The sequence below is a fragment of the Frigoribacterium sp. CFBP 8754 genome, from assembly GCF_014841815.1.
In the GTDB taxonomy this organism is placed as follows: Bacteria; Actinomycetota; Actinomycetes; order Actinomycetales; family Microbacteriaceae; genus Frigoribacterium; species Frigoribacterium endophyticum.
The window spans coordinates 19,485-39,330 of the sequence record NZ_JACYUO010000003.1; the positions used below are offsets into that span (position 1 = coordinate 19,485).

Annotated in this window: 19 protein-coding genes and 1 tRNA gene; 7 read left to right on the forward strand and 13 right to left on the reverse strand. The window is 72.6% G+C overall.

Annotated features, from left to right (window positions below):
- Nucleotides 1–86: 86 nt before the first annotated feature.
- From IFT72_RS10490 to IFT72_RS10500, 3 genes are all read right to left on the reverse strand, one after another.
- A complete protein-coding gene (locus tag IFT72_RS10490; protein WP_192046404.1) occupies nt 87–1,016 on the reverse strand; it encodes a phosphate/phosphite/phosphonate ABC transporter substrate-binding protein in 930 nt (309 codons plus the stop codon).
- Between the two features lie 236 nt (nt 1,017–1,252).
- Nucleotides 1,253–2,146, reverse strand: coding sequence for an EamA family transporter (locus tag IFT72_RS10495; protein WP_192046405.1), 894 nt, complete (start codon nt 2,144–2,146; stop codon nt 1,253–1,255).
- Between the two features lie 215 nt (nt 2,147–2,361).
- Nucleotides 2,362–2,664 carry a hypothetical protein gene (locus tag IFT72_RS10500; RefSeq protein WP_192046406.1) on the reverse strand — a complete coding sequence of 101 codons (303 nt, stop codon included), beginning with the start codon at nt 2,662–2,664 and terminating at the stop codon, nt 2,362–2,364.
- 144 nt (nt 2,665–2,808) lie between these two features.
- On the opposite strand from IFT72_RS10500, the gene IFT72_RS10505 reads away from it, so the two are divergent.
- On the forward strand, nt 2,809–3,168 hold the full coding sequence (locus IFT72_RS10505) for a hypothetical protein (RefSeq protein ID WP_192046407.1): 360 nt from the start codon (nt 2,809–2,811) through the stop codon (nt 3,166–3,168).
- A 40-nt stretch (nt 3,169–3,208) separates the two neighbouring features.
- On the opposite strand, the gene IFT72_RS10510 is transcribed toward IFT72_RS10505, so the two are convergent.
- Complete coding sequence (locus IFT72_RS10510; RefSeq protein ID WP_192046408.1) at nt 3,209–4,054, reverse strand: oxidoreductase; 846 nt, start codon at nt 4,052–4,054, stop codon at nt 3,209–3,211.
- A 211-nt stretch (nt 4,055–4,265) separates the two neighbouring features.
- Between IFT72_RS10510 and IFT72_RS10515 the strand changes: the two genes are divergently transcribed.
- Nucleotides 4,266–4,706 (forward strand): hypothetical protein, encoded by a 441-nt coding sequence (locus IFT72_RS10515; protein WP_192046409.1) that lies wholly within the window; start codon nt 4,266–4,268, stop codon nt 4,704–4,706.
- Between the two features lie 33 nt (nt 4,707–4,739).
- On the opposite strand, the gene IFT72_RS10520 is transcribed toward IFT72_RS10515, so the two are convergent.
- Nucleotides 4,740–5,114: a hypothetical protein gene (locus IFT72_RS10520; protein WP_192046410.1), complete on the reverse strand. Its 375-nt coding sequence runs from the start codon at nt 5,112–5,114 to the stop codon at nt 4,740–4,742.
- Nucleotides 5,115–5,502: 388 nt separating this feature from the next.
- Between IFT72_RS10520 and IFT72_RS10525 the strand changes: the two genes are divergently transcribed.
- Together IFT72_RS10525 and IFT72_RS10530 are read left to right on the forward strand one after the other, a co-directional pair.
- The gene (locus tag IFT72_RS10525; RefSeq protein WP_192046411.1) at nt 5,503–6,498 is read left to right on the forward strand and encodes an NADP-dependent oxidoreductase; all 996 of its coding nucleotides are present in this window, start codon (nt 5,503–5,505) and stop codon (nt 6,496–6,498) included.
- 96 nt (nt 6,499–6,594) lie between these two features.
- Nucleotides 6,595–6,801, forward strand: coding sequence for a hypothetical protein (locus IFT72_RS10530; protein WP_056057898.1), 207 nt, complete (start codon nt 6,595–6,597; stop codon nt 6,799–6,801).
- Between the two features lie 129 nt (nt 6,802–6,930).
- Here the strand turns inward: IFT72_RS10530 and IFT72_RS10535 are convergent.
- Nucleotides 6,931–7,020 (reverse strand) — tRNA-Ser (locus IFT72_RS10535).
- A gap of 216 nt (nt 7,021–7,236) precedes the next feature.
- Between IFT72_RS10535 and IFT72_RS10540 the strand changes: the two genes are divergently transcribed.
- Nucleotides 7,237–8,112, forward strand: coding sequence for an SGNH/GDSL hydrolase family protein (locus IFT72_RS10540; protein WP_192046412.1), 876 nt, complete (start codon nt 7,237–7,239; stop codon nt 8,110–8,112).
- A gap of 161 nt (nt 8,113–8,273) precedes the next feature.
- Nucleotides 8,274–9,638, forward strand: coding sequence for a DNA repair protein RadA (radA, locus tag IFT72_RS10545; protein WP_056057903.1), 1,365 nt, complete (start codon nt 8,274–8,276; stop codon nt 9,636–9,638).
- A gap of 844 nt (nt 9,639–10,482) precedes the next feature.
- On the opposite strand, the gene IFT72_RS10550 is transcribed toward radA, so the two are convergent.
- The 4 genes from IFT72_RS10550 to IFT72_RS10565 all read right to left on the reverse strand — a co-directional run bounded on the left by IFT72_RS10550 (nt 10,483) and on the right by IFT72_RS10565 (nt 15,105).
- On the reverse strand, nt 10,483–11,001 hold the full coding sequence (locus IFT72_RS10550) for a dehydrogenase (protein ID WP_192046413.1): 519 nt from the start codon (nt 10,999–11,001) through the stop codon (nt 10,483–10,485).
- A 4-nt stretch (nt 11,002–11,005) separates the two neighbouring features.
- A complete protein-coding gene (locus IFT72_RS10555; protein WP_167260832.1) occupies nt 11,006–11,683 on the reverse strand; it encodes a hypothetical protein in 678 nt (225 codons plus the stop codon).
- A gap of 155 nt (nt 11,684–11,838) precedes the next feature.
- On the reverse strand, nt 11,839–12,372 hold the full coding sequence (locus IFT72_RS10560; RefSeq protein WP_056057910.1) for an amino-acid N-acetyltransferase: 534 nt from the start codon (nt 12,370–12,372) through the stop codon (nt 11,839–11,841).
- 249 nt (nt 12,373–12,621) lie between these two features.
- On the reverse strand, nt 12,622–15,105 hold the full coding sequence (locus IFT72_RS10565) for an ATP-dependent Clp protease ATP-binding subunit (protein ID WP_056057913.1): 2,484 nt from the start codon (nt 15,103–15,105) through the stop codon (nt 12,622–12,624).
- A gap of 185 nt (nt 15,106–15,290) precedes the next feature.
- On the opposite strand from IFT72_RS10565, the gene IFT72_RS10570 reads away from it, so the two are divergent.
- Nucleotides 15,291–16,337, forward strand: a complete 1,047-nt coding sequence (locus IFT72_RS10570) for an NAD(+)/NADH kinase (RefSeq protein WP_192046414.1) — start codon at nt 15,291–15,293, stop codon at nt 16,335–16,337.
- Between the two features lie 116 nt (nt 16,338–16,453).
- Here the strand turns inward: IFT72_RS10570 and IFT72_RS10575 are convergent, their stop codons facing one another.
- The 3 genes from IFT72_RS10575 to lysS form a co-directional block, all read right to left on the reverse strand.
- Complete coding sequence (locus IFT72_RS10575; RefSeq protein ID WP_056057917.1) at nt 16,454–17,473, reverse strand: sigma-70 family RNA polymerase sigma factor; 1,020 nt, start codon at nt 17,471–17,473, stop codon at nt 16,454–16,456.
- A 585-nt stretch (nt 17,474–18,058) separates the two neighbouring features.
- Entirely contained in the window at nt 18,059–18,241 is a 183-nt protein-coding gene (locus IFT72_RS10580) for a hypothetical protein (protein ID WP_056057920.1), read from the reverse strand.
- Nucleotides 18,242–18,318: 77 nt separating this feature from the next.
- A complete protein-coding gene (gene lysS / locus IFT72_RS10585; protein ID WP_192046415.1) occupies nt 18,319–19,845 on the reverse strand; it encodes a lysine--tRNA ligase in 1,527 nt (508 codons plus the stop codon).
- Between the last annotated feature and the right edge of the window lies 1 nt (nt 19,846).

Below are 19,846 nucleotides of genomic sequence, written 5' to 3' on the forward strand. Positions count from 1 at the left end.
GGAGGCGCGGGGTGCGGGAGGGGGGCGCCTGCGGGAGGCGCGGTGGCGGTGGCGACCGTCACCGCGCCTCCCTCAGGCGGAGGCCGTCAGGCCTGGCACTGCGTGGCGTTCGTCTTCTCGCAGATGTCGCGGATCTCGTCGTAGTACGCGTCGTCGACCGGCGTCGTCTCGTAGAAGACGCTGCGGAAGCCCTCGCTGTCGGCGCTGTCGATGCCCGCGGCGACCATGTCGTCGGCGGTGACGTTCGAGAGGATGTCCTTCAGCTGCGCCTTGACGTCGTCGGGCAGCGAGTTCGACTCGACGATCGGGGCGCCGGGCACCATCTGCTGGTCGATGACCTCGACGGCGTCGCTCTTGGCGACCTCGCTGTCCTCCGCGAAGCCGGCGTCGCACTCGGTGCCCTCGCCGGTCTTCTGCACGCTGACGTCGTGCTTGCCGGCGAACACCGGGGTGATGTCCTTCTCCGGGTCGATGCCGGCCTGCAGCAGGGCGTAGCTGGGGAAGAGGTAGCCCGAGGTCGACGAGGGGTCGACGAAGCAGATCTTCTTGCCCGCCATGTCGGCGATGCTCGCGATGTCGCTGCCCTTCGGCACGATGGCCTGCGAGTAGTAGCCGGGCTCCTGGCCCTCGGCGGTGGTGATCGACGAGATCGGGGTGAGCTCGGCGCCGTTGTTCGTGGCGGTGACGTAGGTGAAGCCCGAGAACGAGGCGACGTCGATCTGGCCGGCGATGCTCGCCTCGATCAGCGCGGCGTAGTCGGTCGACTCGTGGTACTCGACGGTCTTGCCGGTCTCCTGCGCGATGTAGTCCATCAGCGGCTGGTAGTTGGTCTCGGTGTCGACCGAGTCGGGCACGACGCCGAAGACGAGCGTGCTGTCGTCGACCGCGTAGCCGCCGGCGGCGCCGTCGGCCGAGCCGGTGGACGAGGAGGCGGGGCTGGAGCAGGCGGAGAGCGTGGCGGCGAGCAGCGCAGCGCCGAGCAGGGCAGTCGCGGCGCGGGGACGGCGGAGGGGCATGACGGCCTTTCGGGGTGGGAGCGGGACGTCACGATGGTGACACGAGGTCGACCGACGTAGGAACCTACCTCCTGCCTTGTTCAGCCCGAGTTCACGTGTTGTATGCCCAACCCCCTCTTCGGGGGGCTGCTGCTGGGGCGCGGCCGCCGCCTCCTCGGGGATGCGCCCTCGAGGTGCCCCTTCCTGGGTCCTCGCCCGCTCGGAGGGCCCAGAACGAGGCACCTCGATGAGCCGCGCTACAGCGCGAGCAGCGCGATGCCGCCGAGCACCACGCCCGAGGTGACGAGGCGACCGCGGAGCGACCCCTCGCGCAGCACCAGCGCCCCGAAGACGGCGACCATGACGACGCTCGTCTCGCGCGCCGGCGCGACGAGGGCGACCGGGGCCGACTGGATCGCGACCAGCACGAGGATGTACGACAGCGGCGACAGCACCCCGAACGCCAGCACCTTCGCCCCGTGCGCACGCACGACGGTGAGCAGCTCCCGCCGCCGCCGGCCGAGCGTCGCCGAGTAGAAGACGACCTCGACGAGGGTGACCCCGACCATGAACGACACGGGCGAGAGCTGCCAGGTGCGGATCGCGTGGGCGTCCCAGATCGTGTAGGAGGCGATGGCCAGGCCGGTCAGGAGGCCCCAGGCGATGCTGGGGTCGAGCCCGCGCCTCCTCGGCTCCCCCGGTGCGGTGGCCGCGGGTCGCGCCGCGGCCCCGGCCCGGTCGACGAGCCCGGTGGCGACGACCCCGACCACGACGACCGCGATGCCGACGACGGCGAGGGGCGAGAGCCGCTCGCCGAGCAGGGCCACGGCGAGCGCGGCGCTGACCGCCGGGCCGGTGCCGCGGGCGGTGGCGTAGACGGTCGAGAGGCTGCCGACCGCGTAGCCGCGCTGCAGCACCGTCATGTAGACGACGTGGAGGACTCCGGAGGCGGTGGCCCCGACGGCGAGGCCGGCCAGGCTGCCGCCCCACCCGCCCGTGAACGGCACGACCGGCAGCCACAGGACGGCGCTGGCGACCGCGCCCCACCAGAGGAAGGGCGTGCCGATGCGGCTGACGCCGTGGGCGACGACGTTCCACGAGGCGTGGCAGACGGCGGCGGCGAGGACGAGGAGGAGCGCGGTGGTGGACACGGAGGGACCCTTCGGGCCGGCGCGGGGCGCGCCGGTGGGGTCCTCCAGGCTTTTGTCCGTTCAGATGACGCCCGGGCGATGGCGCCCGGCCGTGGCGCCGCTCGGACCAGACGGGTGCTGAGACCCCGGAACCCTAGGCGCTGTCGGCGGGACTGTAGCAGGCGGGGGTGACGCGGCGGGGCTGAGCTGAGCGGGGTGCCGGAGTGGCGCTCTGCTCAGGCGTCGGGGGCCTGGGCGGGTGCCCGGCCGTGCGCCTCGTCGCGCTCGGCGGTGCGGACCCGCATGCCGCGGAGCCCCTTCGTCAGGTAGTACAGCCCCACGGCCACGAGCGGCAGGCTCGCCCAGGGGGTGTCGAGCGTCGACAGCAGGGTGACGCCGACGGCGAGGAAGACGACGCCGAGGGCGAGGTCGTTCGCCTTCGCGTCGGCGACGGGGCGGGCGCCGCCGGTCGGGTCGGGCTTCGTCGCGGCGGGCTTCGTCGAGGGGTTCGTCGAGTCGGGCTTCGTCGAGTCGTCCATCCGTCGACGCTACGACGAGCGGGCGGGCGTCGCCTCCGTCGCGCGACGGAGCCTCGGCCGGCCGGTGCGGGCCCAGCCGCGCGAGCTACCCTCGACGGAGTCCCCGCCGCTCGACGGCGCCCTGCCCCGTGACGGAGGCCCCGCATGCCGACCGACGACGCCGCCCCGACCGACCCGACGAGACCTCGCGACGACGACCTCGACGCCTGGTCGAGCGAGCGGCACCGCGAGCTCGAGCTGCTGGTCGCCCGCGACCGCGAGGTCGAGGCGGCCCGCCAGCACGAGGCCGAGCGCGCCGCTCGAGAGGCTCGGGCCGAGCACGCGGCCCGGCTCGAGCGGGAGCGCCGCCGCCGTGAGGCCGAGCTGCCGCCCGAGCTGCGCGACGCCGACGACGAGCCGTGGTCGGGCGGACCGCGGCGGCGCCTCGTCATGGGGTCGTCGCGGGTGCTCGCGGCCGTGGCCCTGCTCGCGGCGGTCGCCGTCGCGGTGACCGGGTTCCTCTAGGCCGACCCGCGCCTCCCCCGGTCCGCTGCGTGGGCGTGTCTCAGCGACCGACGCCGGAGGCCCCGAAGTCGGTCGCGCGGCTGCGGTCGGCCCAGGCGTCGATGTCGGAGCGGAGGTCGTCGAGGGCGCCGGTGACGACGTCGACGGCGTCCGAGCCGAGCAGCAGGAGGTAGGGCGCCTCGCCCGACTCGACCGCGTCGACCAGCAGGCGCGCACCGGCCGTCGGGTCGCCCGGCTGGGTGCCGTGGGAGCTGTCGACCCCGATGCGGCGCTTGCCGGCGGTTTCGGCGTAGTCGTCGATGACCGTCGCCGACTCGGTGAGCGAGCGGCCCGAGAAGTCGGTGCGGAACGAGCCGGGCTCGACGACGGTCGCCGTGACGCCGAGCGGCGCGAGCTCGGTGCGGAGCGCCATCGTCATCTGCTCGATCGCGGCCTTGACGGCGCCGTAGTAGCCCGAGCCGGGCCCGGTGCGGCGGGCGCCGATCGACGACAAGTTCACGATCGTGCCGCTGCGACGAGCGCGCATGCCGGGCAGGACGGCCTTGATCGTGCGGACCGAGCCGTGGAAGTGCGTGTCGAACAGGCGGGCGACGTCGGCGTCGTCGCCCTCCTCGACGGCCGCGCGGTAGCCGTAGCCGGCGTTGTTGACGAGCACGTCGACCCCGCCGAACCGCTCGCCGGCGAGCGCGACGGCCGCGGCCACCTGGTCGGCGTCGGTGACGTCGAGGGCGGTCGCCACGGCGTGGTCGGGGTGGGCGCCGGCGATGCCCTGCACGGTCGACGCGTCGCGGGCGGTGACGACGACGTCGTGCCCGCGGGCGAGGGCCTCCTCGGCGAAGGCTCGTCCGAGCCCCGTGGAGCATCCGGTGATCAACCAGGTCGACATGCGGTTCCTTCTCTCCGTGTGCGCGGGCACTCGTCGTGCCGACCTCGAGGCAACCAGGGAGGCGCGGTGCGCGTCACCCTCGTGGCCAGATCCGCGTCCGCGCCTGCTCGACGGACGGCCCTCGCCCCACGGCGGGGGCCGTCCGTCGCGTGCTGCGGGAGGGCTGGTCGATGCCCTAGCGTGAGCCGACCGACACCAGGGAGGCGCGACCGTGACCCGTCTCGTGATCGACGCGCACACCTGCCTCGCGCTGCTCCGCCGCGACGAGCGGGTGGAGTCGCGCCACCAGCTGGTCGCCCCGGTCGCCCTGAAGTCGGAGGTCCTGGCCCTCCTCTACGCCGAGGTGCGGGCGGGTGCCCTGACCGACGCGGTGGGGCGTCGCCAGCTGGACCGCTTCGCGGAGCTGCCGGTGCGCCTCCTCGGTGACCGCGTCTCGCGGGCTCGCGCCTGGGCCCTCGCCCGCGACCTCGGCTGGGACGACCCCGGCCCGGCCGAGTACCTCGCGGTCGCCGTGCTGCAGGCGGACGCCGTCGTGACCGCCGACCCCCGGCTCGTCGAGGGGGCGCGCGGGCGGGTGCCCGTGGTGTCGCCGGCAGAGCTGCTCACCGAGCTCGGCGGCGGGCCCGACGCAGCGGGGGTCGGCGAGCGCTGACGCCGCCCCGCTCCGCGCGCGGCGGCTCCGGGATCACCAGGGGCCGAGGTCGCCGCCGGAGATGCCGTAGAGCGCGATGACCGCGATCGCGGCGATCGCCAGCAGGCCCACGCCGAGCGGAGCCCAGTCCATGACGACGTCGAGGCGCGAGCGCGGGGGCTTCGCCGGGGAGGCGGGGGTCGCGTCGCCGGGGCCGGCGGCGGGGCCTGCGCCGCGGGTCGAGGGCCGGGCGGTGCTGCCGGTGCCGGTGCTGCCGGCGCTGCCGCTCGCAGGCCTGAGGCCGGTGGCGGCCTCGTCGGGCTCGGAGGCGCCGTCACCCTCGCGGTCTGCGGCCTCGAGGCTGCGGCGGAGCTCCTCCCGGAACCTGCGGTCGGCCTCGGAGCCGACGAACTCGTCGGGGTCGGTCATGGTGCTCCTGTCGCCTCGGCGGAGCAGGTGCCCCGTCGGGTCGAATCGTACCGGGGGGCCGCATCACGCATCGTGCTCGGAGTCGCGGAGCGTGAAAGCGGCAACAGACGGCGAGTTGTTGCCACTTACCGACGATGAGTGGCAACAACTCCTCGGGAAGCGACAGGGGCGCACGGCATCGAGACCTGGCGCGAGCACGTGACACGGATCGTGCCGTGGAGGTCCGCGAGTCGTCGCCCCCATGATGACCACCGAACACGGTCGACGCTCCTTCTTCGCTTGACAGACTGACTGAGTGCGCTCAGAATCGAGGCGACTCGGGTGTTGCCGTGCTGCTCACGAGCGCCTCCTCGACATCACTCCGACCGACCAGCCAGGAGCCCCCACCATGCGAGCCTTCGCCTTCGACGCCTACAAGGGACCGCTGCGCGAGGTCACGGTGCCCGAGCCGGCCGTCGGCGCCCACGACGTCCTGATCGAGGTCCACGCGGCGGGGCTGAACGTCCTGGACGCGAAGATCCGACAGGGCGACTTCAAGCTCATCCTCCCCTTCGAGCTGCCACTGACGCTCGGTCACGACCTCGCCGGCACGGTGGTCGAGGTCGGCGCGGCCGTCAGCACCCTGGCACCCGGCGACGAGGTCTTCGCCCGCCCCCGTGACCCGCGCATCGGCACCTTCGCCGAGCGCATCGCCGTCGACGAGGCCGACGTCGCCCTCGCCCCGACCTCCGTCAGCACCGTCGAGGCGGCGTCGTTGCCCCTCGTCGCGCTGACCGCGTGGCAGGCGCTCGTCGAGCGCGGCGACGTGCAGCCCGGCCAGAAGGTCCTGATCCACGCCGGCGCCGGCGGTGTCGGCACCATCGCGATCCAGCTCGCCGCGCACCTCGGCGCCCACGTCGCCACGACCGCGTCGGCGCGCGACGCCGACTTCCTCCGCGAGCTCGGCGCCGACGTCGTCCTCGACTACCGGACCCAGGACTTCGAGGAGGAGCTGTCCGGCTACGACCTCGTGCTCGACAGCCTCGGCGGAGAGAACCTCGTGAAGTCGCTCCGAGTGCTCAGGCGCGGCGGCCTCGCGATCGGCATCCAGGGGCCGCCCGACCCTGCGTTCGCGAAGGCGGCCGGCCTGAACCCCGTGCTGCGCCTGGCGATCGCGGGCCTGAGCCGCAAGGTCAGGGCCCAGGCGCGCAAGCTCGGCGTCTCGTACCAGTTCCTCTTCATGCGCGCCGACGGCCGTCAACTGGCCGAGATCGCGGCCCTGGTCGACGCGGGCGTCATCCGACCCGTCGTCGGCAAGGTCGAGCCCTTCACCGAGACGGCGGCGGCCCTCGCCCGCCTGGGGAAAGAGAGCGTCCGGGGCAAGGTCGTCGTCACCGTCCCGTAGCAGCCGGTCACGTCGACGCTGCGGGGGTCGCTCCGGTTGCTCACGCTGCTGGTGCTGAACGAGGCGAGGGCGACGTGCAGTTCGTAGGCTCGTCGCATGACGAACACGTGGCCAGCCGTCCAGATCGCCTTGTCCGCGGTCGTCCTCGCGTGCGCGATCGTCCTCATCGCTGGCGACAGCCAGCTGGTCGGCGTGCTGATGTCGATCAGCGCTGTGGCCTCGATCGCCGTAGCCGCACGGACCATCGTGGTGAACCGTCGCATCGAGCGGCAGCACGCGGCCCTCGAGGCGAGCGACGCGTAGGTGACGGAGCGGCCTCTCGACTGCGTCGGACATCTGCCCGTCGTCCGGCTGCCTCACCGCGTCGCCTCCGAGAGGGAAGAGAAAAGCCCCGAGCCCCTCGTCGATGCGAGGTTCTCGGGGCTTCTGCTCTGGCGGTACCGGTGGGATTTGAACCCACGGTGGAGTCTCCCCCACACATGTTTTCGAGACATGATCCTTCGGCCGCTCGGACACGGTACCGGGAGAGAGTTTAGTACATCCCGCGGCCATGTCGGAAATCGTGGTGGCGGGGGGGGGGGTGCTGACCCGCGCCTCCTGCACTCGGCCGGGGCCACGGAGAACCGCGTTCCGCTCCGTGGACCGCGGCACGACTCGGTTCACGGAACGGAACGCGGTTCATGGCCACGCCGCGCACGCCGTGAGCAGCCGCCGAACTGCCCGGCGTAGCGTCCAGGGATGCCCACACGCCACACCGCCGCCGCCTTCTTCTCGGGCGTCGGCGTCACCCTCGCCGCCACCGCAGCCGCCGGAGCCGGCGTCCGCAGCTTCCTCCGCCACCGGAACGCCGCCGCCGCCGACCTCAACGCCCTGCTGCCCGTCCACTCGGCCTGGTGGCGCGCCCGGTTCGACCGTGGCGGCGCGCTGCTCTACGTCGCGATGGGCGACTCCGCCGCGCAGGGCATCGGCGCCTCGAGCCCCGCCCGCAGCTACGTCGGCCGCCTCTCGGCGTACATCCGCCGCCAGGGCCACACCTCGCTGCGCGTCGTCAACCTCAGCGTCAGCGGCTCGACCACCTGGCTCTGCCGGAAGGACCAGCTGCCGAGGTTCGAGAAGTACGAGCCCGACGTCGTCACCGTGGCCATCGGCGCGAACGACATCGTCCAGTTCGACCCCGAGTCGTTCGAGAAGAACATCCGCGTCATCTACGGAGCCCTGCCGTCGCACGCCATCGTCGGCGACCTGCCCGCCATGTGGATCCCCGACCGCGAGAAGAAGCTCGTCGAGGCCAACCGCATCGTCCGCCGCGTCGCCGACGAGTTCGGCCTCACCGTCGCCCCGCTCTACGAGACCACCCGCAGGCAGGGCTTCTTCCGCACCTACCGCAACTCGGCCGGCGACCTCTTCCACCCCAACGACCGCGGCTACCGCGTCTGGGCCTCCGCCTTCGAGCCGGCCGTCGCCGCCCGCGTCGCCCGCATCGCCGCGGACCGCGCGGTCACCGACGCCACCGCCACCGTGCACGACGCCGCCGCCGCCGGGGCCGTCGCCCGCTCCGCCGAGCGCCGTGCCGGCCGCGCCTCCCAGCGCGGGACGGACGCCCCGGGCCACTGAGCGCCGGGTGGTCGCGAACGGCTCGCACTCCGGCGACGAGGAGCCGGTCGCGACCTCTCGACCCGCGCCTCCCGCCCTCCCCAGGTCGGCCGAGAGAGCCTTCTCCCCCGCAGCCCCGAGGAGGCGCCCCCGCTGTCGGTGGACCCACCTAGGCTGACCGCATGGCCCGCTCCACCTCCCCCTCCTTCCGCTGCACAGAGTGCGGCTGGACCAGCCTCAAGTGGGTCGGTCGCTGCGGGGAGTGCCAGCGCTGGGGCACCGTCGTCGACGTCACCTCGGCCCTGGTCAGCGCCCGCGGCACGGCCCCGGTCACCGTCGGCGGCGACCGCGTCGCCCGCCCCATCACGCAGGTCGAGGCGAACAGCGTCGCGTACTGGCCGAGCGGCATCCACGAGTTCGACCGCGTTCTCGGCGGCGGCATCGTCCCCGGCGCGGCGATCCTGCTCAGCGGCGAGCCCGGAGTCGGCAAGTCGACCCTGCTGCTCGAGGTCGCCTCCCGCGCCGCCGCCACCGGTGCCCGCGTGCTCTACGTCACCGCAGAGGAGAGCGCGGCGCAGGTCCGCCTCCGCGCCCAGCGCACCGGCGCCATGCACGACAACCTCTTCCTCGCCGCCGAGGTCGACCTCTCCGTCATCCTCGGCCAGATCGACCAGGTCGACCCGCAGCTCGTCATCGTCGACTCTGTGCAGACGGTCTCGTCGTCGTCCATCGACGGCATCGCGGGCGGCACGTCGCAGGTGCGCGAGGTCGCCTCGACCCTGATCCGCGTCAGCAAAGACCGCAACCTGCCGGTGCTGCTGGTGGGGCACGTGACGAAAGACGGCACGATCGCCGGCCCGCGCCTCCTCGAGCACCTGGTCGACGTCGTCTGCCAGTTCGAGGGCGATCGCCAGACCGCGCTGCGGTTCATCCGCGCCCACAAGAACCGCTTCGGCCCGACCGACGAGGTCGGCTGCTTCGAGATGACCGGCGACGGCATCGCCGAGGTCGCCGACCCCAGCGGCCTCTTCATGTCACGCGGAGGGCCACCCGTCAGCGGCACCTGCATCACCGTCGCGATGGAGGGGCGGCGGGCGCTCCCGGTGGAGGTCCAGGCCCTCATCGTCGCCAGCAGCACCCCGCAGCCCCGCCGGGTCGTCAACGGCGTCGACTCCTCCCGGGTCGCCATGCTGCTCGCCGTGCTCGAACGGCGCGCGGGCATCCGCCTCGGCGACGCCGACGTCTACGTCTCGACCGTCGGCGGCATCAAGATCACCGAGCCCGGCGCCGACCTCGCCATCGCCCTGGCCCTCGCGAGCGCCAGCCGCGACGCGAGCTTCCCCCACACCCTCGCGGCCGTCGGCGAGATCAGCCTCGCGGGCGAGATCCGGCCCGTGTCGTCACCGAAGCAGCGCGCGTCGGAGGCCCGGCGGCTCGGCTTCACGCAGCTCGTCGACTCGGAGTCGGGCAACCTGCGCGAGGCGCTGCGCCGCGCGTTCAGCGCTGCGGCGACGCCGCGCGAGCGCGAGCTCGACGCCGCGTTCTAGCGCGCGTCGCGCGCGCCACGAGACACCCCGTTCTCGCACGCGAACCCCGCCGCGGCAGGGTTCAGCGGCGAAGACGGGGTGCGGCGGCACGCTTCGCGCGGCGCGGCGCGGCGCGGCGCGGCGCCGCCCGGACCGGCCCGCGAGACACCACGTCCTCGCACGGGAACCACGCCGCGGCGTGGTTCCGAGGCGAGAACGTGGTGCGGCACGCCCCGCGCCGCCCGGCCCACCTCGCCACACACCCCGTTCTCGCACACGAACCCCGCCGCGGCAGGGTTCCGCTGCGAAGACGGGGTGCGGCGGCACGCTTCGCGCGGCGCGGCCCGGCGCGGCGCCGCCCGGCCCGGCCCGGCCCGCGAGACACCACGTCCTCGCGCACGAACCACGCCGCGGCGTGGTTCCGAGGCGAGAACGTGGTGCGGCACGCCCCGCGCCGCCCGGCCCACCTCGCCACACACCCCGTTCTCGCACACGCACCCCGCCGCGGCAGAATTCCGCTGCGAAGACGGGGTGCGGCGGCACGCCTCGCGCGGCGCGGCGCGGCGCGGCCCGCGAGACACCACGTCCTCGCGCACGAACCACGCCGCGGCGTGGTGCCGAGGCGAGAACGTGGTGCGGCACGCCCCGCGCCGCCCGGAGCGCCTCGCCACACACCCCGTTCTCGCCCACGAACCCCGCCGCGGCAGGGTTCCGGTGCGAAGACGGGGTGCGGCGGCACGCGCGGCGCGGCGCGGCCCGGCCCGGCCCGGCCCGCGAGACACCACGTCCTCGCACGCGAACCACGCCGCGGCATGGTTCCGGTGCAAAGACGTGGTGCGGCACGGCGTGCCCCAGGGCGGGGCGGCTAGCGCAGGGCCTTGAGCAGGTCCTCGGGGGTCGCAGCCATGGTGTGCGGCCCCGCGATGTCGAAGAAGACCTGCTCGAGCACGTCGAGGTGCACGTCGAGGAAGGCCCGCAGCGCGTCGGCGTCGTAGAGCATCACCTCGCGGCGCGGGTCGTCCGGCACCATCGCCGCGTAGGCGTCGGCCGACGAGAAGAGCAACAGGATCCGCTTGTCGGTGTTCTCGCGGCCGAAGACGCGGACCTGCTCGGCCGCCCCGAAGACGGGACCGTCGTCGGCGGGCTCGTCCGCGCCTCCCGCGCCTCCCTCGGCTCCGTCGGCCGTCGAGCCACCGCCAGCGCCCGAGGCGCCCGAGGCACCCGAGGCACCCGCAGCATCAGTACCCGCAGCAGCACCGCCCGCGGGCGCCACCAGCTTCGGCACCACGACCACATCGTGACGGAGGGCGAACGCGACGGCCGCGACGTCCTGCGACGCCAGCGCCAGCTCGAGGGCCTCGGAACGGGGAGAAGGATCGGTCATGCGCTCAGTTCAGGATCATGGGGGCGGTGTCGGCCGAGACGATGTCTCCGACGCTGACGGTCAGACGGTAGGTCGCGCCTCCCGCAGGAACCGGGGTGCGCGTGCCCTCGCAGGTGTCGGGGGTGGAGCGGGTGCGGTCCCAGGCGATCGCCGGCGTGGTCAGGGTCTGGCCGGCCTGGATGGTGACGACCTGGTCGGTCGGGTTCACCTGGCAGTCCTTCGACGACCACCACTGCTCCTGGCCGCTCGTGACCACGAGGGCCTGCTGGCTCGACCCGAGGTTGAGCGAGCAGTCGACCGAGCCGGTGTTCGTGATCGACATAGAGATCTGCGGCAGCTGCGTCGACGCGTACGTCGCCGCGTCGGTGATCGGCACGAGGTCGACGACGCCCGCGGCGCAGGTGGCGTCGTCACCCGCGGCGGGCGCGTCGGTGGCCGGAGCGGTCGCGTCGGCGGCGGGAGCCGCGCCCGTGGCGGGCGCCGAGGCCTCGGTCGTCTCCTCGGCGGCGGCCGGGGGCGTGCTCGTCGCGGCGGCGCCGGGCTCGGCGGCGCCGGAGCCGGGTCGCACGACGATCAACACGATGACGATGATGACGACGACGAGACCGAGGGCGACCATCGCACGCCGACGCCAGTACACCGAGGGCGGCTGCGGCCCGGTCGGATCCATGAACGTCGACATGAGCAGAGGTTAAGCGCTGGTCACCGCCGTGCCCGGGAGGGCGGCGGCGTGTGCGCTGAGAATGGGCCGAGCGTGCGCCGAGCCGCCGGCCGTCGAGCCCGTCGAGCCGGACGAGCCGGACGAACCCCGCGAGCCACGCGCGCCGAGTCGCCGACCTACGGCCGCGGCGGCAGTGCCTTCAGCATGCGCGAGTTGCCGAGCGTGTTCGGCTTCACGCGCGCGAGGTCGAGGAACTCCGCGACGCCCTCGTCGGTCGACCGCACGAGCTCCGCGTACACCTCGGGCGGCACGAGCCCCTCGTCGCCGACGTTGAGGTAGTCGTGCTTCTCGAAGAAGTCGACCTCGAACGTCAGGCAGAACAGGCGACCGATCTCGAGACGACGGGCCGCCTCCTCCAGGCCGTCGAGGAGGCGGTGGCCGACTCCCTTGCGGATCCACGCGGGGTCGAGGGCGAGGGTCCGGATCTCGGCCAGGTCGTCCCACATGACGTGCAGCGCACCACAGCCGACGGGCACCCCGTCGGGGCCGACCGCGATCTGGAACTCCTGCACGTCGCCGTAGAGCGTCACCAGGTCCTTGCCGAGCAGGATGCGTCGCTGCACGAACGGCTCGCAGAGCCTCTGGATGTGCGGCACGTCGCTGACGACGGCGTCACGCACGGTGATGCCGTGCTGGTCGGCGGAGGTCATCGGGCCAGCCTACCCACGCGCCCCGCGCCTCCGGCGGACGGGGAGAGCCGAGGAGGCGCGGGTCGGCGGGTCGGCGTCGGTGACGGCGGGTCAGCGCCCACCCGCCCGCGCTGAGGGTGACCCGCCGCACCCCACCGCGCGAGCACCGGACCACGGGAGCACGCGGACGCACGGACGCCCGAGGGCGGCCCGGCCGGAGCCGGACCGCCCTCGGGCGTCACTGCGGGTGAGACCCGCACGGGGTGCTGCCTAGTCGTCGCTCTTCTCGAGCACGAGCACCTCGTCGCGGCCCTGCTGGCGGGTCGTGGTGAAGACGAACTCGCCGTCGACGTAGTCGACCACGACGTGGTCGCCGGCCGTCAGGTCGCCCGTGAGGATGCGCTCGGAGAGGCGGTCCTCCACCTCGTGCTGGATGGCACGACGCAGCGGGCGAGCACCCAGGGCCGGGTCGAAGCCGACCTGGATGAGGCGCTCCTTGGCGGGCACCGTCAGCATGGCCGTCATGTCGCGGTCGAGCAGACGCTCGCTGAGGCGCTTGACGAACAGGTCGACGATCTGGAGCAGCTCGGGGCCCGACAGCTGCGGGAAGACGATGGTGTCGTCCACGCGGTTGAGGAACTCGGGCTTGAAGTGCTTCTTGAGCTCCTCGTTGACCTTGGCGCGCATGCGGTCGTAGCCGGTCGCGGTGTCGCCCTCGATCTGGAAGCCGACGGGGCCGCCGGCGATGCCCTTCGAGCCGAGGTTGGTCGTCATGATGATGACCGTGTTCTTGAAGTCGACGACACGACCCTGGCCGTCGGTCAGACGACCCTCCTCGAGCACCTGCAGCAGGCTGTTGAAGATGTCGGGGTGGGCCTTCTCGATCTCGTCGAACAGCACCACGGAGAACGGCTTGCGACGCACCTTCTCGGTGAGCTGGCCGCCCTCCTCGAAGCCGACGAACCCGGGAGGGGCACCGAAGAGGCGCGAGACGGTGTGCTTCTCGCCGAACTCCGACATGTCGAGGCTGATCAGCGCACCCTCGTCGTCGAAGAGGAACTCGGCGAGCGCCTTGGCCAGCTCGGTCTTGCCGACGCCCGTGGGCCCCGCGAAGATGAACGAGCCGGAGGGGCGGTTCGGGTCCTTCAGGCCGGCACGCGTGCGGCGGATGGTCTTGGAGAGCGCCGCGATGGCCTCCTCCTGACCGATGACGCGCTGGTGCAGCGCCTGCTCCATGAAGACGAGACGCGAGGTCTCCTCCTCGGTGAGCTTGAAGACGGGGATGCCCGTCGCCTGGGCCAGCACCTCGGCGATGATGCCCTCGTCGACGGTGCCGCCGGCTCCGGCCTCGCCCGAGCGCCACTGCTTCTCGAGGCGGAGGCGCTCACCGAGCAGCTTCTTCTCCTCGTCGCGGAGCGACGCGGCCTTCTCGAAGTCCTGGTCCTCGATGGCGGCTTCCTTCTGGGCGCGCACGCCGGCGATGCGGTCGTCGAACTCGCGCAGCTCCGGCGGGGCCGACAGGATCGAGAGGCGCAGGCGGGCGCCGGCCTCGTCGATCAGGTCGATGGCCTTGTCGGGCAGGAAGCGGTCGCTCACGTAGCGGTCGGCGAGGTTCGCCGCCGAGACGATCGCGCCGTCGGTGATGGACACCTTGTGGAAGGCCTCGTACTTGTCGCGGAGGCCCTTGAGGATGTTGATCGTGTGGGGCAGCGACGGCTCGTTGACCTGCACCGACTGGAAGCGGCGCTCGAGGGCGGCGTCCTTCTCGAAGTGCTTGCGGTACTCGTCGAGCGTCGTGGCGCCGATGGTCTGCAGCTCGCCGCGGGCCAGCAGCGGCTTGAGGATCGACGCGGCGTCGATCGCGCCCTCGGCGGCGCCCGCACCCACGAGGGTGTGGATCTCGTCGATGAAGACGATGATGTCGCCGCGCGTGCGGATCTCCTTCGTGACCTTCTTCAGGCGCTCCTCGAAGTCACCGCGGTAGCGGCTGCCGGCGATGAGCGAGCCCAGGTCGAGCGAGTAGAGCTGCTTGTCCTTCAGGGTCTCGGGCACCTCGCCCTTGACGATGGCCTGCGCGAGGCCCTCGACGACGGCGGTCTTGCCGACGCCGGGCTCGCCGATCAGCACGGGGTTGTTCTTCGAGCGGCGGGAGAGGATCTGCATGACCCGCTCCATCTCCTTCTCGCGACCGATGACCGGGTCGAGCTTGTTGTCGCGCGCGGCCTGGGTCAGGTTGCGGCCGAACTGGTCGAGGACCTGGCTGCCGCCCTGCGTGCCCTGCTGCTGCTCGCCTCCCACGGCCACCGCCTCCTTGCCCTGGTAGCCGGACAGGAGCTGGATGACCTGCTGGCGGACCCGGTTGAGGTCGGCGCCGAGCTTCACGAGGACCTGGGCGGCGACGCCCTCGCCCTCGCGGATCAGGCCGAGCAGGATGTGCTCGGTGCCGATGTAGTTGTGGCCGAGCTGGAGGGCCTCGCGGAGGCTGAGCTCCAGGACCTTCTTCGCGCGCGGCGTGAAGGGGATGTGACCGGTGGGCTGCTGCTGGCCCTGGCCGATGATGTCCTGGACCTGCTCGCGCACGGCGTCGAGCGAGATGCCCAGCGACTCGAGGGCCTTGGCGGCGACGCCCTCGCCCTCGTGGATGAGCCCGAGCAGGATGTGCTCGGTACCGATGTAGTTGTGGTTGAGCATCTTCGCCTCTTCCTGGGCGAGGACGACGACGCGACGGGCACGGTCGGTGAATCTCTCGAACATCTTCTCTTGCTCCCTCGGTGGCGGGGTGGGAGTGGCGCCACCGCTCATGCAGTCGGTGCCAACTGGGGGCAGCACCGGTGTCTGTTGTCGAGAGTAACCACGGGCCCCGGGGTTCGCAGCCCCTGTTCGCTGGGGGCGTGACGGAGGTGCAGCGACCTGTCGGAGGGCGCCGGTACGGTCGCTCCATGGGCACCTTCACCGTCGGTCTCGTGCCGCACCCCACCAAGTCCGTGGCCGAGTCGGTCGCGATCCTCTGCGCCTGGAAGCAGGACGGCCTGCCCGGCAAGGGCGACGTGCTGCTGATCGCGCTGCAGAGCGACGAGCACCGGGTCGCGGGCGCGGTCGAGCTGGTCGACGAGCGGTCGTTCCGCGACCGGGTCGACGTCGTGGTCGCCCTCGGCGGCGACGGCACGATGCTCGGCGCGATGCGCCTCGTGGCCGACCGCCCGGTGCCGGTGCTCGGCGTGAACTACGGCAACCTGGGCTTCCTCGTCGAGGTCGAGCCGGCAGACCTGCCCGACGCGCTCGAGCGCCTCGCCGCGAAGCGCTTCTCGCTCGAGCCGCACCACGCCGTCGAGGTGGTGCACTCCACCTCCACCGACGAGCACACCTTCCTCGCCTTCAACGACGTCTCGATCGCCCGCCGCCCGGGCGAGGGCGTCGTCACCGCCGACCTCGTCGTCGACGGCACGCCCTACGGCCACTACAAGGCCGACGCGATCATCGTCGCCACGAGCGCCGGCTCCACCGCCTACAACTACGCCGCGGGCGGGCCGGTCATGTCGCCGGCCGTCGCGGCGACGCTCATCACGCCGGTCGCCCCGATGTCGGGCATCGACCGCTCGGTGGTGCTCGGGCCGGGCGAGGCCCTGCGCTTCCAGGTCGGCGCGGGCACCCGGTCGGCGGCGCTCGAGGTCGACGGCCGCGTGGTCGCCGACGTCAGCGAGGGCTGCGTCGTGTCGATGCGGCTGCAGCGCGAGGCCGGCCAGGTGATCCGCTTCGACGCCGGGCGGCACGCGACGAAGGGGCGGCTGAAGCTCAGCCTGCTCGACCTGCCTCTCCGCGAGGACCAGCTGCTCGAGCTCGTGCCGAGCGACGTCCGCGCCAAGTTCAAGGCCCGGACGGCGCACCGCCGCGGCGGGCTCGTCTCCGCGGCGCAGCTCGAGGCCGAGGCGGCGGAGGTCGTGGCGAGCGTCGAGGCCGAGGACGAGGCGGGCGACGCCGCCTCCTGACCTGACCCCGGAGGCCCCGGGGAGGCGCGGGGCGGCACACGACGGAGGGCCGCCTCCCCGGGGCGGGGAGGCGGCCCTCTCGTGGTGGTGCAGGTGCAGCGGACGCTGCCGCCGGACTACTGCAGGTACAGCTGCAGGTCCTGGCTGACGGCCTTGGCGAACATGCGCAGGCGGGCGCGGCTCTCGACGCGCGAGACGGCCTGGCGCGAGCTGTGCACGCGCTTGCTGATCTCGTCGAGGGTCATCGGCTGGTCGTCGTCGAGGCCGAAGCGCATGCGGATCACGCGGGCCTCGTCCTCCGGCAGCGTCGCCACGAGGGCGTGCATGTCGCGGTTCAGCAGCGAGTTCTCGGTGGCGGCCGTCGGCGACGGGGTCTCCTCGTCCTCGATGAAGTCGCCCAGCTCGCTGTCTTCCGCATCGCCGACGACGGTGTGGATCGAGACGGGCTCGTGCGAGCGCGACTTGAGCTCGACGAGGTCGGCGACCTCCATCGCGACCTCGGCGGCGACCTCCTCGACGGTGGGCGCACGGCCCAGGTCGACGGTCAGGTCGCGCTCGGCGCGCGAGATGCGGTTGATGCGCTCCACCGTGTGCACGGGGATGCGGATGGCACGCGCCTTGTCGGCGAGGCCGCGGGCGATGGCCTGACGGATCCACCAGGTGGCGTAGGTCGAGAACTTGTAGCCCTGCGTGTAGTCGAACTTCTCGACCGCGCGCACCAGGCCGAGGTTGCCCTCCTGGATGACGTCCATGAAGGGGAGGCCGCGCTGCGTGTAGCGCTTGGCGATGCTGACGACGAGGCGGAGGTTCGCGGTGATCATGCGGTCCTTCGCACGCTCGCCGTCGTGCTGCAGCCAGCGGAGGTCGCGCATCGTCTCGGCGTGCGCCTTCGTGCGGACCTTCTTGACGGCGTCGGCGGCCTGGAGCTCCTTGAGCTTCTCGCCGGCGAAGAGGCCGACCTCGATGCGGCGGGCGATCTCCGTCTCCTCCGCGGCGTCGAGGAGGGGCATGCGGCCGATGTGGCGGAGGTAGTCGCCCACCTGGTCGGTGGAGGCGCCTCGCACCTGCGAGAGGACCTCGACCTCGGTGTCGTCGGTGGTGTCCGTGGTGGTGTTGCGCGTGGTGACGGTAGTCATCGTTTCTCTCCCTGCTCGAATTCAGACCGTGGTGTCGTGTCGAATAGTTCGTGAAGCTCTTCGGCGTACTTCGAGTCTGGTGCCAGCACGAAATGACACTGGTGTCATTCAGGCAGTTCACAAGGTTGTTCGGAGGGCACGTACAGGGTTTCGAGTGCTTCGGGGGACGAACGGGGTGCGGCTTTGACTCGGGGCACATCGCGGGTGTAAGCCCGGTCGGGGCCGCACGGGGTACGGCTTCCTGGGTGCGACCCCCGCGCATCCCCATGAACACGCGGATCGCGGGGTGTCAAGCGAACACTGCGCGACTGTCCACCGAACGCGCCGGGGTACGCGGCGACCGGCTGACCCTGCCCCGGGGAGGGGGACACCGAGGCCCGTGGGAGGCACCCCTCGGCCCCCCGAGACCACCCGGGTGAGCAGGGGGTCGAGAGCGCGGTCGCGGGCGTGCCGCCGCCCGCCGCGGGCGGGGTCGCCGCGGGAGGGGTAGTGGGCTGACGACGACGAACGAGGTGACCCGTCCGGGCCCCTCCACGAGGGAGAGGACCCAGGACGAGTCACCTCGTCAGAGCTCGGAGCGGCGCCTCAGCGGCCGGAGCGCTCCTCGGCCTCGGCGCGGGCGCGCTCTTCCGCCTCGATCTGCGAGTAGACGGTCCGCTCGGTGCGGTCGGCTCGGAGCAGCGACCGGACGGCGAACCAGAAGATCAGCCCGACGACGATGGTCGGGGTCACGGCGAAGAGCGCAGCTCCCCAGAAAGTCTCAGGCACTCCACAAGGGTAAGCGATGGTGCCCGGGAGTCCACCGGGTACCGCGGCCGGCCCTCACGAGCCGACCCGCGCCTCCCTCACTTGACGAGCGGGAAGAGGATCGTCTCGCGGATGCCGAGGCCGGTGATCGCCATCAGCAGGCGGTCGATGCCCATGCCCATGCCGCCGCTCGGCGGCATGCCGTGCTCGAGCGCGCGGAGGAAGTCCTCGTCGAGGCGCATCGCCTCCGCGTCGCCGCGGGCCGACAGCGCGGCCTGCTCGACGAAGCGCTCGCGCTGGATCACCGGGTCGACGAGCTCCGAGTACGCCGTCGCCAGCTCGAAGCCGCGCACGTAGAGGTCCCACTTCTCGACCACGCCGGCCTTCGACCGGTGCTGGCGCACGAGCGGGCTCGTGTCGACCGGGAAGTCGACGACGAAGGTGGGGCGGTCGAGCGACGGCTTGACGAAGTGCTCCCACAGCTCCTCGACCAGCTTGCCGTGCGTCTCGTGCGGCACGACGAGCTCGACCGAGTCGGCGAGCTCCTGCAGCTCGGCGACCGTCGTCTCGGGCGTGATCTCGCGGCCGGCGGCCTCGCTGAGCGACTCGTACATCGGCACGCGGGCCCACTCGCCGCCGAGGTCGTACTCCGAGCCGTCGGCGAGGGTGACGAGGTGCGAGCCGGCCACGGCGTGCGCGGCGTTCTGCACGAGCTCCTGCGTGAGGCGGGCCATCTGCTCGTAGTCGCCGTACGCCTGGTAGGCCTCGACCATCGCGAACTCGGGCGAGTGGGTGGAGTCGGCGCCCTCGTTGCGGAAGTTGCGGTTGATCTCGAAGACGCGGTCGATGCCGCCGACCACCGCGCGCTTGAGGAACAGCTCGGGCGCGATGCGGAGGAAGAGCTCGGTGTCGAAGGCGTTGCTGTGCGTCTGGAACGGACGCGCCGCGGCGCCGCCGTGCATCGTCTGGAGCATCGGGGTCTCGACCTCGAGGTACTCGTACGAGTCGAAGGTGCGACGCAGCGACGAGACGGCCGCGGCACGGGCCCGCACGGTCACGCGAGCCTGGTCGCGCACGATCAGGTCGAGGTAGCGCTGACGCACGCGCGTCTCTTCGCTGAGCTCGGAGTGCAGGTTCGGCAGCGGCAGGATCGCCTTCGCGGCGATGCTCCACTCGGCGACCATGATCGACAGCTCGCCCCGCCGCGACGAGATGACCTCGCCCTTCACGAAGACGTGGTCGCCGAGGTCGACGAGCTCCTTCCAGTCGGCGAGCGCCTGCTCGCCGACGGCCGCGAGCGAGACCATCGCCTGGATGCGTGTGCCGTCGCCGGCCTGCAGCGCGGCGAAGCAGAGCTTGCCGGTGTTGCGCGCGTGCACGACGCGGCCGGCCAGGCCGACGACGTCGCCCGTCTCGGCGCCGGGCTCGAGGTCGGCGTGGCGGGCACGGACGGCGGCGATCGTGTCGGTCACCGGCACGCCCACGGGGTAGGCCTCGCGGCCCGACTCGAGCAGGCGGGCGCGCTTCTCGAGGCGCACCTGCTTCTGCTCCGACGCCTCACGGGCCGCCTCGGCCTCGGCGGCCGCCTCGTCGGTGGGGGTGCTGGTGTCGGGGGCGTCGGTCATG

Coding starts and splice junctions, on each gene's coding strand:
- IFT72_RS10490 (WP_192046404.1), bottom strand. CDS start 1,016: ATGCCCCTCCGCCGTCCCCGCGCCGCGACTGCCCTGCTCGGCGCTGCG.
- IFT72_RS10500 (WP_192046406.1), bottom strand. CDS start 2,664: ATGGACGACTCGACGAAGCCCGACTCGACGAACCCCTCGACGAAGCCC.
- IFT72_RS10505 (WP_192046407.1), top strand. CDS start 2,809: ATGCCGACCGACGACGCCGCCCCGACCGACCCGACGAGACCTCGCGAC.
- IFT72_RS10510 (WP_192046408.1), bottom strand. CDS start 4,054: ATGTCGACCTGGTTGATCACCGGATGCTCCACGGGGCTCGGACGAGCC.
- IFT72_RS10520 (WP_192046410.1), bottom strand. CDS start 5,114: ATGACCGACCCCGACGAGTTCGTCGGCTCCGAGGCCGACCGCAGGTTC.
- IFT72_RS10525 (WP_192046411.1), top strand. CDS start 5,503: ATGCGAGCCTTCGCCTTCGACGCCTACAAGGGACCGCTGCGCGAGGTC.
- IFT72_RS10530 (WP_056057898.1), top strand. CDS start 6,595: ATGACGAACACGTGGCCAGCCGTCCAGATCGCCTTGTCCGCGGTCGTC.
- IFT72_RS10540 (WP_192046412.1), top strand. CDS start 7,237: ATGCCCACACGCCACACCGCCGCCGCCTTCTTCTCGGGCGTCGGCGTC.
- radA (WP_056057903.1), top strand. CDS start 8,274: ATGGCCCGCTCCACCTCCCCCTCCTTCCGCTGCACAGAGTGCGGCTGG.
- IFT72_RS10550 (WP_192046413.1), bottom strand. CDS start 11,001: ATGACCGATCCTTCTCCCCGTTCCGAGGCCCTCGAGCTGGCGCTGGCG.
- IFT72_RS10555 (WP_167260832.1), bottom strand. CDS start 11,683: ATGTCGACGTTCATGGATCCGACCGGGCCGCAGCCGCCCTCGGTGTAC.
- IFT72_RS10560 (WP_056057910.1), bottom strand. CDS start 12,372: ATGACCTCCGCCGACCAGCACGGCATCACCGTGCGTGACGCCGTCGTC.
- IFT72_RS10565 (WP_056057913.1), bottom strand. CDS start 15,105: ATGTTCGAGAGATTCACCGACCGTGCCCGTCGCGTCGTCGTCCTCGCC.
- IFT72_RS10570 (WP_192046414.1), top strand. CDS start 15,291: ATGGGCACCTTCACCGTCGGTCTCGTGCCGCACCCCACCAAGTCCGTG.
- IFT72_RS10575 (WP_056057917.1), bottom strand. CDS start 17,473: ATGACTACCGTCACCACGCGCAACACCACCACGGACACCACCGACGAC.
- lysS (WP_192046415.1), bottom strand. CDS start 19,845: ATGACCGACGCCCCCGACACCAGCACCCCCACCGACGAGGCGGCCGCC.